12 protein-coding genes and 1 pseudogene are annotated in these 12,905 nt (G+C 72.1%); 5 read left to right on the top strand and 8 right to left on the bottom strand.

The features are described from left to right. Positions 1-11: 11 nt before the first annotated feature. Both ACNQOV_RS17480 and ACNQOV_RS17485 read right to left on the bottom strand, forming a co-directional pair. On the bottom strand, positions 12-1,121 hold the full coding sequence (locus ACNQOV_RS17480; RefSeq protein WP_416396143.1) for an aminotransferase class V-fold PLP-dependent enzyme: 1,110 nt from the start codon (positions 1,119-1,121) through the stop codon (positions 12-14). A 146-nt stretch (positions 1,122-1,267) separates the two neighbouring features. Then, positions 1,268-2,053 carry an isoprenyl transferase gene (locus ACNQOV_RS17485; protein ID WP_031262986.1) on the bottom strand — a complete coding sequence of 262 codons (786 nt, stop codon included), beginning with the start codon at positions 2,051-2,053 and terminating at the stop codon, positions 1,268-1,270. Between the two features lie 99 nt (positions 2,054-2,152). On the opposite strand from ACNQOV_RS17485, the gene trhA reads away from it, so the two are divergent. Continuing rightward, positions 2,153-2,884 (top strand): PAQR family membrane homeostasis protein TrhA, encoded by a 732-nt coding sequence (trhA, locus tag ACNQOV_RS17490; protein WP_416396146.1) that lies wholly within the window; start codon positions 2,153-2,155, stop codon positions 2,882-2,884. Between the two features lie 547 nt (positions 2,885-3,431). Here the strand turns inward: trhA and ACNQOV_RS17495 are convergent. Then, positions 3,432-3,761: a hypothetical protein gene (locus tag ACNQOV_RS17495; protein ID WP_022907934.1), complete on the bottom strand. Its 330-nt coding sequence runs from the start codon at positions 3,759-3,761 to the stop codon at positions 3,432-3,434. Beyond that, positions 3,758-4,648: a mycothiol conjugate amidase Mca gene (mca, locus tag ACNQOV_RS17500; protein WP_402264650.1), complete on the bottom strand. Its 891-nt coding sequence runs from the start codon at positions 4,646-4,648 to the stop codon at positions 3,758-3,760. The genes ACNQOV_RS17495 and mca overlap by 4 nt, the downstream gene beginning before the upstream one ends. On the opposite strand from mca, the gene ACNQOV_RS17505 reads away from it, so the two are divergent. Beyond that, entirely contained in the window at positions 4,622-5,173 is a 552-nt protein-coding gene (locus ACNQOV_RS17505; RefSeq protein WP_022907931.1) for a DUF4307 domain-containing protein, read from the top strand. The two genes, mca and ACNQOV_RS17505, sit on opposite strands and share 27 nt — an antisense overlap. A 67-nt stretch (positions 5,174-5,240) precedes the next feature. Further along, positions 5,241-5,729: a transcription elongation factor GreA gene (gene greA, locus ACNQOV_RS17510; RefSeq protein WP_416396149.1), complete on the top strand. Its 489-nt coding sequence runs from the start codon at positions 5,241-5,243 to the stop codon at positions 5,727-5,729. A 170-nt stretch (positions 5,730-5,899) separates the two neighbouring features. Here greA and ilvA read toward each other — a convergent pair whose 3' ends face one another. After that, positions 5,900-7,144 (bottom strand): threonine ammonia-lyase, encoded by a 1,245-nt coding sequence (ilvA, locus tag ACNQOV_RS17515; RefSeq protein WP_022907929.1) that lies wholly within the window; start codon positions 7,142-7,144, stop codon positions 5,900-5,902. A 45-nt stretch (positions 7,145-7,189) separates the two neighbouring features. Next, positions 7,190-8,455, bottom strand: a complete 1,266-nt coding sequence (locus ACNQOV_RS17520; RefSeq protein ID WP_049973540.1) for an AI-2E family transporter — start codon at positions 8,453-8,455, stop codon at positions 7,190-7,192. Between the two features lie 95 nt (positions 8,456-8,550). On the opposite strand from ACNQOV_RS17520, the gene ACNQOV_RS17525 reads away from it, so the two are divergent. After that, a complete protein-coding gene (locus tag ACNQOV_RS17525) occupies positions 8,551-9,810 on the top strand; it encodes a winged helix-turn-helix domain-containing protein (protein WP_416396151.1) in 1,260 nt (419 codons plus the stop codon). A gap of 161 nt (positions 9,811-9,971) precedes the next feature. Here the strand turns inward: ACNQOV_RS17525 and ACNQOV_RS17530 are convergent, their stop codons facing one another. Together ACNQOV_RS17530 and ACNQOV_RS17535 are read right to left on the bottom strand one after the other, a co-directional pair. Then, positions 9,972-10,871: a M48 family metalloprotease gene (locus tag ACNQOV_RS17530; protein ID WP_402264658.1), complete on the bottom strand. Its 900-nt coding sequence runs from the start codon at positions 10,869-10,871 to the stop codon at positions 9,972-9,974. Between the two features lie 22 nt (positions 10,872-10,893). Next, on the bottom strand, positions 10,894-11,475 hold the full coding sequence (locus ACNQOV_RS17535; protein WP_402264661.1) for a LemA family protein: 582 nt from the start codon (positions 11,473-11,475) through the stop codon (positions 10,894-10,896). 240 nt (positions 11,476-11,715) lie between these two features. On the opposite strand from ACNQOV_RS17535, the pseudogene ACNQOV_RS17540 reads away from it, so the two are divergent. Beyond that, positions 11,716-12,905, top strand: a pseudogene (locus ACNQOV_RS17540) (hypothetical protein); the annotation flags it as partial.

A 12,905-nucleotide genomic window follows, 5' to 3' on the forward strand; every position in this document is an offset into this window, starting at 1 on the left:
CGCCCGCGCCGCTACTGCATCGTGGCGTAGGAGAGGCAGGCGTCGCGGAACATGTCGAGGGTCTCGTCCGTCGTGGACGCGAACACCGAGACCCGCGCGACCCCGAGCCGCGTCGTCACCGTCACCCCGTGGTTGTGGAACGCGGCGGACAGCGCGGTGAGGCGCCCCTGCGGCGGCCGGAGCACCACGATGCCGGCCCGCTCGCGCGGGTCGCGGCTGGACTCGACGGACAGGCCGAACTCGTCGGCGATGTCGAACACGCGCTCGACGCGGTCGGCGACGCGCTCCTGCACGGCAGGGACGCCCACGGCCACGAGCCGGTCGAGCGACACCGCCATGCGCGCCTGCGCCACCGGGTCGATCCGGGTCATCTGGAACCCGGCGGCACCTGGGCGGACGGCGGGGACCTCGGTGGGCCACCCGAACGTCCCGTGCGGGCCGGACAACGCGGGGCGCAGCCGGTTGAGCGCGCGGTCACTGAACGCCGTGAACCCGGTGCCCCAGCCGGCGTGCAACCACTTCTGGCCACCCGTGGCGACGACGTCGGCGACCTCGTACGGAGCGTCCACCACGCCGAAGCCCTGGATCGCGTCGACGATGAGGAGGCGGTCGCCGATGACCTCGCGGACGGCGGCGAGGTCGGCGAGGTAGCCGGTCTGCCAGTCGACGAGCGAGAGCGCGACCGCGGTGACGTCGTCGGTGAGGCGCGACTCGATGAGCGACGGGGTCATCCACCCGGCACCGGACTCGATCACGACCGGCTGCACGCGCCCGCCCGTCGCCGAGGCCGCACTCGCGAGTGCCAACGGCAGCGACGGGTACTCGTCGGCGGAGACGAGCACCCCGCCGGTCAGCCCGAACGCGGTGTGCAGGAGCCCGGGGGTCGTCGCGGTCTGCGAGACGACCTGGTCCTCGCGCCGGCCGACCAAGCGGGCCGCGACGGTCCGGACGCGTGCGTCCTGCTCGTCGAGCGTCTCCATGGCACCGAAGCGCATGTGCTCCTGGATCGTCCCGAGCACGCGCTGCTCCTCGAGGACCGCGGTCTGCACGGGGCCGAACGCGGCGTGGTCGAGGTAGCCGGGCTCCTCGGCGAAGCCTGAGGCATACTCGGCGATGTTCACAGGGGCAACCTTCCGTGGGACGAAAACCCTGTGAGTCTACTGGGATCAGCGAGGACGGGCCGTACCCGGTCCGGTCCGCGCACCGGTGCCAGACGACGGCAGGGCCCGACAGGACGTGCCCGGGGACGGAGCGCGCGGTCCGGTCGTCAGCCGCCGAAGCGCCGCGACCGCAACCCGAAGTCGCGGACGGCCCGCAGGAAGTCGACCTCGCGCAGGTCCGGGTAGAACGCCTCGACGAAGTAGAACTCGCTGTGCGCGCTCTGCCACAGCATGAAGTCCGACAACCGCTGCTCGCCCGACGTCCGGATGACGAGGTCGGGGTCCGGCTGCCCCTGCGTGTACAGGTGGTCGCCGATGAGCTCGGGCGTCAGCACCTCGGCCAGGGTGTCGAGCGTGCCGCCGCCCTCGCCGTGCGCACGGACGATGCTGCGCATGGCGTCGGCGATCTCGCGGCGACCGCCGTAGCCGACCGCGAGGTTCACGTGCAGGCCGGTGTGGTCGGCAGTCCGTCGTTCCGCGGCGGACAGCGCCTCGACGAGGGGTCCGGGGAGCCCCTCGTTCGCTCCGACGTGCTGCACGCGCCAGTCACGGTGGTCCGCGAGGGTGCCCGCGAGGTCGGCGATGATGCCGACGAGCTGCTCGAGCTCCTCACCACCGCGGCCGGTCAGGTTGTCGGAGGACAGCAGGTAGAGCGTCACGACCTCGATGCCGAGGTCGTCGCACCAGGTCAGGAACTCCGGGATCTTCGCGGCGCCCGCCCGGTGCCCGTGCGCGGCGGACTCGAGACCGAGCTGCTTCGCCCAGCGCCGGTTGCCGTCCACGATCATGGCGACGTGCTTCGGCATCGCCGAGCCGTCGATCTGCCGACGGATCCGGCTCTGGTAGGCGCGGTAGAGGATCCCTCGTCCTGCCCATCCCACCCTGCCGGTCACGGATCGAACATAGTGCACCCGACCTCGGAGCGGACCGCGTTCGCCGGGAGGTCCGGACGTGTTCGGCGTTCGTTCGGCATCTGGCCCTACGGTCGGACCATGCAGGCCGAGCACGACACCGGGACCCTCCCCCACGTCCCCTTCACCGACGAGGCCCAGAGCACGGTCGCCGGACGGTCAGCCGCCGGCACGCCCGAGCCCCGGCCCGCCTGGCGCGGATGGATCCACCTCGGGGCGTTCCCGTTCGCGATCGCGATGGGCGTCGTCCTCATCGCCCTGGCTGGCTCCCCCGCGGCGAAGGTCGGCAGCGCGGTGTTCATGGCGACGTCGCTCGCCATGTTCGGCGTCTCGGCGACGTACCACCGCTTCCCGTGGGGCCCGAAGGTCAAGGCGGTGCTGAAGCGGATCGACCACACGAACATCCTGCTGCTCATCGCAGGCACCTACACACCCGTGGCGATCTGCGCCCTGCCGCACACCCTGATGATCGTGGTGCTCTGGGTGATGTGGTCCGGCGCGGCCCTCGGCATCGCGTTCCGCGTCCTCTGGATCGGCGCGCCACGGTGGCTCTACGTCCCGATCTACCTCGTCCTCGGCTGCGCGGCGCTCGGGCTGCTGCCGCAGTTCTTCGCGGCCAGCGTGCCGATGACGGTGCTCGTGCTCTCCGGCGGGCTCGCGTACGTGCTCGGCGCGCTCGTGTACGGCTTCAAGCGCCCGAACCCGTCCCCGACGGTGTTCGGCTTCCACGAGGTGTTCCACGCCCTCACCGTCGTCGCCTTCGCGGCCCAGTGGGCGGGCGTGCTCATCGTGGCGCTGGACCCGGTGCGCTGACCGCGACGGTCGGCGGTCACCACGACACTCGCGGTGCCCGGTCGTCCCGGGCGTGCCGAGTCGTCCGTGCAGACCTGGTGAGCCCGATCCCGCCAGGCACGCCCGTTCCCGCCAGGTTTGCCCGTTCCCGCCAGGCGCGCGCGTTTGCACCCATGTCGGCTGCGGTAGCAAGTCGAATCGGGCGTAGTCGGTCGATACGAAGGACCGGGTACGCCCGCTCCTGCCAAGTACGCACGAATCCTCGAGGTACGCCCGTTTCCGCCGGCTACGCCCGTTCCCACCCATGACAGGTGCGGTAGCAAGTCGAATCGGGCGTAGTCGGTCGGAACGAAGGACCCGGTACGCCCGTTCCCGCCAGGTACGCCGTGGCACGGGAGGCGCGGCTCCCCTCCGTCACGCACGCCCGGCCCGCCCCGCGCTCGTTTCCACCCAGAGCGGGCGCGGTAGCTAGTCGATTCGGGCGTAGTCCGTCGAAACGAACGACAAGGTACGCCCGGTCACGCCAGGTACCCCGGCACGGGCGGCGGCGCGGGAAGACTCGGTCGCGTCAGCCGCGCTCGGTGTCGTCCCCGACGTCGGCCCGGCCGTCCTCGGCCGCGCGCCGCTCCGGCTCGTCCGTCGCGACGCCGTCACGCCCGACACCGTCGGGCCCCGTCGCGGTGCCGTTCGCCTCGGCCTCGAGCCGCTCCCGGATCTCGGCGCGGTAGCGCGTCCGCCGGATGCGGCGGGTCATGTCGATGACGAGCAGGATCGTCACGATCGCGACGACCGCGATCGCGATGAAGCCGGCGACGCCCGGCGTCACGTCCACGTCGGGGACGGTCGAGGTCGGGCTCGGGCTGGGGGTCGCGGCGAGTGCCGCGTGGATGGTGCTCACGCAGTGGTGTCCTTGTCGGCAGGGATCCCCGCGAACAGGTCGGACTCGGGGAGCTCGGTCGGCACGCGTGCCTCGACGAGCTGGTAGTCCTCGGTCGGCCACACCGTCGCGAGGAGGTCGTTCGGCCAGTAGAAGAAGGCACTGTCCGGCGGCACCTGGCTCGCGTGCGCCCGGAGCGCCGCGTCCCGCGCGTCGAAGTACTCGTGCACGTCGACGTGGGTGGTGGCGAGGTCGGGCCGGTCGGCGAACCGCTCGACCCACTCGCGGAGCTGCTCCACCGCGGGGCTGTCGGGATCGCGTTCCTGCAGGGCCGCGAAGACCGTCCGGAAGCGTCGGGGGTTCATCGTGCGCTCGTAGTAGAGCTTCGCGATCGACCAGGCGGGCCCAGCGTCCGGGTAGGCGGTCGGGTCGGCGGCGGCCGTCCAGGCGGCGACCGAGACCTCGTGCGTCCGGATGTGGTCGGGGTGCGGGTAGCCGCCGTTCTCGTCGTAGGTGACGAGGACGTGCGGGCGGAACCGACGGATGACCCGCACCAGCGCCTCGGTCGAGTACTCGAGCGGCACGGTGGAGAAGGTCCCGGGCCGGACCGTCTCGCCCTTGTCGGCGTCCGGCAGTCCGGAGTCGTGGTAGCCGAGCCACAGGTGGTCGATGCCGAGCGCGGCCTGGGCTCCGGCCATCTCGGTGCGCCGGTAGCCGGCCATGTCGCGGTGCGCGCGGGTCGTGGCGGGCTCGCCGAGCTGCTCGTTGAGGATGTCACCGGCCTCGCCGCCGGTGCAGGAGACCACGAGGACCTCGTTGCCCTCGGCCGCGTACTTCGCCGCGGTCCCCGCTCCCTTGCTCGACTCGTCGTCGGGATGGGCGTGGACGGCCAACAGGCGGTACGGCACTGGGGTTCCTCACTGGTCGCGTGGCAGCACACAGCATCACGTGAACTACCCTGGGATCAGGATAATCACCCCGGGAGCCCCGAACTGTCCGAACCGCAGCACCCATCGGCACCTCAGCCCTCCGCCGGCACCACCGCGACGCTGGACGACCGCTACGGCCGCACCCCCGGGCGTGCCCGCCGCACCCGGCTGATCGGCATCGTCGCCGCCGCTGCCGTCGCCCTCGTCTTCATCGTCTGGGTGATCTGGGCCGGCCCCGGGCAGACCAGCCACGGACTCGACACCGACGACGTCGGGTACCAGGTCGTCTCCGACCACGAGGTCGTGGTGCACACGCAGATCTCGGTCGACCCCGGAACGGTCGCGAAGTGCGCCGTCCAGGTCCTCGACAAGTCGTACACGATCGTCGGGTGGCGCGAGATCCGGGTGCCCGCATCCGATCAACGCGTGCGCAGCATCAGCACCCCTGTGAACACCGTGTCACGGGGCGTGACCGGCTTGATCCACGACTGCTGGGTTCCCTAGACTGCTGTGATTCGCGGACGAGACCGGCCACACCGGCCGGTCTCGTTCCATGCTGAAGGGAATCACCATGAGCAACGACACCCAGGTCACGTGGCTGACGCAAGAGGCGCACGACCGCCTCACGGCCGAGCTCGAGACGCTGTCCGGTGAAGGTCGCCAGGAGATCGCGAACCGCATCGAAGCCGCCCGCGAAGAGGGCGACCTCAAGGAGAACGGCGGCTACCACGCCGCCAAGGACGAGCAGGGCAAGATCGAGGCCCGCATCCGTCAGCTCACCGAACTCCTGAAGCACGCCACCGTCGGCGAAGCCGACTTCGACGGCACGGTCGAGCCCGGCACCGTCGTGACCGCCGTCATCGCCGGTGACGAGTCGACGTTCCTCGTCGGCAACCGCGAGATCGTCGGCGAGGGCTCGGACCTCACCGTCTACAGCCCGGTCAGCCCGGTCGGCGCGGCCATCGTCGGCCTGCGCGCCGGCGGCACGACCACCTACACGGCGCCCAACGGCAAGGAGATCGCCGTCCAGGTCACCAAGGTCGAGCGCTACGAGCCGTAGACGCACCCTCTGCCATGACAGGAGGGGGGGGGGGGGCGGGGGGCCCCCCCCCCCCGGGGGGGGGGGAGGGGGGGGGGGGGCACCCCCCCCCCCCCCGCCCCCCCCCCCCCCCCTCCCCCGCCGCGCCGCCCCCCCCCCCCCCCGCGCCTCCTGTCATGGGGTGACAGGTGTCAGTGCTCCAGCAGCTCCGGCCGGAAGCCCACCTCGCGGAGGCGCTGGATGACCTCCTGCGCGTGCTCCGGTCCGCGGGCCTCGATCGACAGGTCCAGCGCGACCTCGTTGATGACGAGCCCCTGGCCGTGGCGGGTGTGGAGGACCTCGACGACGTTCGCGCCGGCCTCCGAGATGACCTGCGAGACCCGGGCGAGCTGCCCCGGACGGTCCGGCAGCATGATCCGGATCCCGATGTACCGCGACGCCGCGACGAGACCGCGCGTGATGACGCGTTCCATCATGAGCGGGTCGATGTTGCCGCCGCTGAGCAGGACGACCGTGCGCCCGGTGTCGCGGACGGCGCCGGACATGATCGCCGCGACACCGACGGCGCCGGCGGGCTCGACGACGAGCTTCGCCCGCTCGAGGAGCACCAGGAGCGCGCGGGCGACGTCGTCGTCGGACACGGTCACGATGTCGTCGACGAGGTCGCGGATGATCGGGAAGTTCAGGTCGCCCGGCCGCGCCACCGCGATGCCGTCCGCGATCGTCGGCTTCGTGTGCACCGTGACGGGTTCACCGGCCTCGATCGAGCTCGGGTAGGCGGCGGCGTTCTCGGCCTGCACCCCGAGGACGCGGATGCTGCGACCGGTGCGCTCGGCGATGCCCTTGACGGCGAGGGCGATCCCGGAGATGACCCCGCCACCGCCGATCGGCACGACGACGGTGTCGGCGTCCGGCACCTGCTCGAGGATCTCGAGCCCGAGGGTCCCCTGCCCGGCGATGACCGCGGGGTGGTCGAACGGCGGGATGAACACGGCGCCGGTCCGGTTCGCGAAGTCCTTCGCCGCACTCAGGGCCTCTTCCACGGAGTGCCCGCGCAGGACGACCTCGGCGCCGTAGTGCCGGGTGGCCTGGAGCTTCGGCAGGGCGACACCGACCGGGGTGAAGATCGTCGCCGGGATCCCGAGCTCGCGCGCGGCGAGGGCGACGCCCTGCGCGTGGTTGCCGGCGCTCGCGGCGACGACGCCGGCGGCCCGCTGCTCGGCGGTGAGCGTCGACAGGCGGTTGTACGCGCCGCGGACCTTGTACGCCCCGGTGCGCTGCAGGTTCTCGCACTTGAGGTGGACCGGCGACCCGAGGACCTCGGCGAGGAACTGCGAGGTCTCCATCGGCGTGACGCGAGCGACCCCGGCGATCGTCACGCGAGCCTTCTCGATGTCGTCGAGCGTGGGGATCAGCGGCGTGGTGGTGTCGGTCACGGGTCCATCATCGTCGTTCGGGGCGCTCCTGACGAACCCGTGACGTCAGTTGGTGCTGGCCGTTCCCTCAGCCGCAGTGGCCTGCGGCTTGCTGCCGGGTGCCGGGACCTCGTCGCCGACCTTGTGCCGACGTCGTCGCATGAGCTGCAGCTGCCCGTGCTGCCCGCGTTTCGGCGTGGCCTCCAGCACGTGCTCGGAGTCGAGTCCCCGCCAGCGACCGCTCGCGATCGTCATCACCATCGTGTTCACCGTCGCGATGAGCGGCACGGCGAAGAACGCCCCGGCGATGCCGGCCAGCCCGGAGGCCGCGGTGACCCCGAGGACCACCGCGAGGGGGTGCACCTTCACCGCGTTGCCCATCACGAGCGGCTGCAGGATGTGGCCCTCGATCTGCTGGACGAGCAGGACGACGCCGAGCACGAGGACCGCCGCCAGCGGACCGTTGAAGATCAGGGCGACGAAGACGGCGAGGAAGCCGGTGACGATCGCGCCGACCACGGGGATGAACGCACCGAGGAACACGAAGGCCGCGATCGGGATCACGAGCGGCATGCCGCCGAAGAACAGGCCGACGATGTACGCGCCGAGTCCGATGCCGACGGCGTCGACGAACGCGACGAAGATCTGGACACGGATGAAGCTCGTCAGGGTGATCCACCCGGCGACCCCGGCACCGTCGACGGTCGCGCGGGCCTTCTTCGGGAACAGCCGGACGGCCCACCGCCAGACGTTCTTGCCGTCGATGAGCAGGAAGATCGTGGTGAACAGGATGATGAAGAGCGCCTCGAACACGTGCGTGGCACCGGAACCCGCGCTCGCGACCCCGGACAGGATCGACGCGCTGTTGTCCTGCAGCCACTTCGTGCCGTCGTTCAACCAGCCGTTGACGTCGCTCTGCGTGATGCCCAGGCCGGAGTTCAGGACGAGGTCCTTGATGTTCGCGTACTGCTCCACCGTGCGGTCGCGGAGCGACGGGTAGGACGCGATGATCTGGTCGACCACGAGCCACACCAGGGCACCGATCGCCGCCAGCCCGCCGAGCAGGCTGATCACGACCGCGAGCCACTTCGGCACGTGGTGACGCTGCATCCAGTTCGAGATCGGCACGAGCAGCGCCGAGACGACGATGCCGACGAGGAACGGGATGAGGATCTGGCTGAAGATCGTCATCAGCCAGATGAAGACCGCGATCACGCCGATGACGACCAGGATCCGCCAGGACCACGCGCCGGCGATGCGCATGCCCGTCGGGACGGCTTCCTCGACCACGGGGTCCGGATGCGTCGGTTGCTGCTTTCTGCCCCATGCCATGACCGCGAGTGTAGCGATGTGCGTCCTGACAGGTACCAGATGCGGCATACACGGGTCTCCTCGGGGTGTCGGCGGCGCTCGGTAGCCTTCGGGACATGGTCAGGACGACGCTCTCCGCTGCCGAGGCCCGCCGTGTCGCACTGGCCGCCCAGGGCTTCGGCGAACCGCCGGCCGACCGGGTGTCGACGCGTGCCCTCACGGCGGGGTTCGCGCGGCTCGGCCTGCTGCAGATCGACTCCGTCAACGTCTTCGAGCGCAGCCACTACCTCCCGCTGTTCGCCCGCCTCGGCGCCTACGACCGCGCCACGCTCGACCGCCGCACCATGACGGCGCGCGGCCCCTACGCCGAGTACTGGGCGCACGAGGCGGCCTTCGTCGACCGTGCCGACCTGCCGCTCTTCCGGTGGCGGATGGACGCGCTGCGGGCGCGGGACGCCTGGCCGAACCGGATCGAGGGGGTCCGTCGGACGGAGGGCGTCCGCCGCGAGCTGCGGGCGCTCCTCGCGGCCGAGGGGCCGATGCCGGCCAGCGCGGTCGAGCACGAGGCGAACGTCCGACGTGGGCCGTGGTGGGGGTGGAGCGACGTCAAGACCGGCCTCGAGCAGATGTTCCGCTGGGGCGACGTGGTGAGCGCCGGTCGCTCCGGCTTCGAACGGGTCTACGCCCTCCCCGAGCAGGTCCTGCCGGCCGGCACGCTCGAGGGGGCACCGGCACGCCCCGACGCCGTCCTCGAGCTCGTCCGGCGGGCATCGCGTGCGCTCGGCGTCGGCACCCGCGCGGACATCGCCGACTACTTCCGGCTGCGGTCCGACGACACCGCCCGGGCGATCGCCGAGCTCGCGGCCGCCGGCGAGCTCGTTCCGGTGCAGGTCGAGTCCTGGGGCGAGCGGGCCTGGATGCACGCCGACGCCCGGGTGCCGCGACGGATGTCGGCGGACGCCGTCCTCAGTCCCTTCGACCCGGTCGTCTGGTTCCGGCGACGGGCCGAGCGGATGTACGGCTTCCACTACCGGATCGAGATCTACACGCCCGCACCGAAGCGGGTGTTCGGGTACTACGTGCTGCCGGTGCTGCAGGACGACCGGCTCGTCGGACGGGTCGACCTGAAGAGCGACCGGCAGCGCGGGGTCCTGCGGGTCCGCACGGCGTGGGAGGAGCCGGGCGAGCGACTCGATGCCGAACGGCTGGCCGAGACGCTCCGCCGGACGGCTGCGTGGCAGGGCCTCGACGGGGTCGAGGTCACCGACCGCGGGACGGCTGCAGCGGCGGTCGCCGGAGCGCTCGGCGTCGGGCTCGTGCCGCACGTGGCGGCCGACGACGCCGACGCGAGCGCGGCACCGGACCCGGCCGTCTGACGACCCGCCGACGCGAGCGCGGCACCGGACCCGGCTGTCTGACGGGCCGCCGACGCGGGACGGACTGGGCCCGCGCCTCCTGGCCCACGGGCCGCGACGCGGGACGGACCCGACCCTCGCCTCCTGGCCCACGGGCCGCCACGCGGGCGTGGGACGTCCGGTCAGAAGCGGTCGAGGCTCGCGCGGAGACGGGCGATCCGGTCCGGCAGCGGCGGGTGCGTCGAGAACATCCGGTCCATGAGTCCGGGGCGCATCGGGTCCGCGATCCAGAGGTGCGCCATCGACGAGTTCTGCGTCTGCATCGGCCGACCGTACGCACCGAGCTTCTCGAGCGCGCGGGCGAGTCCCTCGGGGTGACGCGTGGTCATCGCACCGGTCGCGTCAGCCAGGTACTCACGCTGCCGGGAGACCGCGGCCTGCACGCCCGCCGCGGCGATCGGCGCGACGATCACCGCCACGATGCCGGCGACGAGCAGCACCGGGTTCGTGCCGCCGTTGTCGTTGTTCCGGTTCCGACCGCCGGCGAGCCCGCTGAAGATCGAGATGCGGAGCAGGACGTCGGCGATGAGGCCGACCGCGACGACCAGGCCGAACACCATCGTCGAGACGCGGATGTCGTAGTTCCGGACGTGCCCGAGCTCGTGCGCCATGACGCCCTGCAGCTCCTGGTCGTCCATGATCGCGAGCAGCCCGGTCGTCGCGGCGACGATCGCGTGGTCGGGGTCACGGCCGGTCGCGAAGGCGTTCGGCGACGGGTCCTCGATCACGAAGACCCGCGGCATCGGCATCCCGGTGGCGATCGCGAGGTTCTCCACGGTGCGCCAGAGCCGCGGCTCGGTGGTCCGGTCGATCTCGATGCCGCCCGCGATCGCGGTGGCCTGGCGTCCGGCGGCGAAGTACTGCACGACCGCGTAGCCGAGGGCGACCACGAGGACGATCACACCGATCGACACGTTGCCGGCGAGGTAGCCGCCGAGGAACCCGAGCGCACCGATGATCAGCAGGAAGACCAGGACGATGAGGACCGTGTTGCGCTTGTTGCGCGCGATCGCGCTGTACACGTCGCAGCAGTCTCCGGGCGGATCAGAACTGGACGCGCGGCGGTTCGGCGATGGCCGCGGGCTCGGCGGTCTCGAAGAACGACGCCTCGGAGAAGCCCCGGCTCTTCGCGAACGACGAGTTCGGGAAGACCCGGATCTTCGTGTTCAGCTCGCGCACGCCGCCGTTGTAGAAGCGTCGGGCGGACTGGATCTTGTCCTCGGTGTCGACGAGCTCGGACTGCAGCTGCAGGAAGTTCTGGCTGGACTGCAGCTGGGGGTACCCCTCGGCGACCGCGAACACGCTCTTGAGCGCCTTCTGCATGTGCCCCTCGGCCGTGGAGGCGCTCGAGGCGTCCCCGGCGCTGAGCGTCTCGGCACGGGCCTTCGTGACGGCCTCGAACACGGACTTCTCGTGCGTGGCGTACCCCTTGACCGTCTCGACGATGGTCGGGATGAGATCCGCGCGGCGCTTGAGCTGCACCGAGATGTCGCTCCACGCCTCGTCGACGCGGACCTTCAGCGTGACGAGCGAGTTGTAGGTGACCCACAGGTAGATCCCCACGACGACGAGGAGGACCACCACCACTCCGACGACGATCAGCGTCGTGATGAGTCCGGTGTCCATGAGGGCGTACTCCTTCTCGCGTCGGGATCGCGGTGTGACGGGGCCGTCGGGCCCGCGTCACGGCCGAGGACGATTGTACCGACCGTCCGGCTCCCCTCCCGCCCGCACGGCGACGGTTCACGGTCGATTCCCGAGTCGCACACACCGCGCGCTCGGGCTGCTCGGCGTGTCGCTCGGCGGGCGGACATCATCCGTTCGACGTATTGACCCGAGCGTCCCGATCACGTGGGATGGACTCGGATGAACGCGCGCGGGGAGAACGTGGACGACCGGGCCGTCGGGGGCGACGGCCCCGTTCGGCGAACCCGGACCACGCTGGCGCTCGCGGGGGCCGCCGCACTCGTCGCCACCCTGCTGACGCTCGCCAGCGCGCCCGCCACCGCCGTGACCGACACCCCTCGGGCCACGCCGGACACCGACCCGACGACCTCGTCGCTCGCACTGTCGACCCCGGGGCCGACGACGACCCCGACACCGACGCCGGATCCGCAGGGCCACCTGACCCCGGCCCCGCCCGGCACCTCGCCGAGCCGACCCCCGGTCCGCCCGTCGATCGACGACCCCGGCGACATCACGACCGGGACCGTGCGGTTCAGCGGGGCGGGCACACCGGGGCACACCCTGCGCGTGACCGGACCGGCCGCCACCGGGTCGACCGGCTGCACCGCCTCCGTCGGCGACGACGGCTCCTGGGCGTGCCTCGCGACCGTCCGCAGCGGACCGCAGCAGGTCTTCACGGTCTCCGACGAGAGCTTCCCCGGGCTCGGCTCGGCGCGCACCCCGGCGTCCGACGTCGTCGTGCCGCCGGTGGTGACCTCGTCGCGCACCACGAACGGCCCGGTGAGCGGGACGGGCCACGCCGGCTCGACGGTCACGCTCTCGGTGTCCGGGTCGTCGGCGGACCGCAGCGCCACGGTCGGCGCGGACGGCCGGTGGACCATCGTCCTCGGCGGCGCCGACGCCCGGCTCACCGTCACGGCCACGCAGACGGCGAGCACGGCCGACGGGTACCGCTCGGACCTCCGCAGTGCGGCCTCCGCGCCGGTGACCGTGACTCTCGACCGGACCGCGCCGACGGCGCCTCGGATCACCGAGCCCCGGTCCGGCGACCGCGTGCGGGTCCAGCCCGTCACGATCGGCGGCACGGGCGAGGCCGGTGCCGTCCTCACGGTCTACGCCGACCACGCGCCGGTGTGCCGGACCGAGGTGCGTGCGTCCGGGCGGTGGTCCTGCGCCACGGACGGCTCGACCCTCCGCGGCGGCACGGTGGCGCTCACGGCGGCCCAGCACGACGCGGCCGGGAACTTCTCGCCGACGTCGGCGGCCGTGCGGGTGGTCCTCACCGGCACCACGAGCACGCCCGGCGACGGGTCGACGGGCAGCGGCACCGCGTCCGGGACCCCGAGCGCGCCGGGCGGCGGGGCCGGCAC

Source organism: Curtobacterium sp. LFS084 (assembly GCF_047977705.1).
In the GTDB taxonomy this organism is placed as follows: domain Bacteria; phylum Actinomycetota; class Actinomycetes; order Actinomycetales; family Microbacteriaceae; genus Curtobacterium.

Excerpts from the sequence above, each read along its gene's own strand:
- trhA (WP_416396146.1), top strand. The coding sequence starts at position 2,153 with ATGCAGGCCGAGCACGACACCGGGACCCTCCCCCACGTCCCCTTCACC.
- greA (WP_416396149.1), top strand. The coding sequence starts at position 5,241 with ATGAGCAACGACACCCAGGTCACGTGGCTGACGCAAGAGGCGCACGAC.
- ACNQOV_RS17520 (WP_049973540.1), bottom strand. The coding sequence starts at position 8,455 with ATGGCATGGGGCAGAAAGCAGCAACCGACGCATCCGGACCCCGTGGTC.
- ACNQOV_RS17525 (WP_416396151.1), top strand. The coding sequence starts at position 8,551 with ATGGTCAGGACGACGCTCTCCGCTGCCGAGGCCCGCCGTGTCGCACTG.
- ACNQOV_RS17535 (WP_402264661.1), bottom strand. The coding sequence starts at position 11,475 with ATGGACACCGGACTCATCACGACGCTGATCGTCGTCGGAGTGGTGGTG.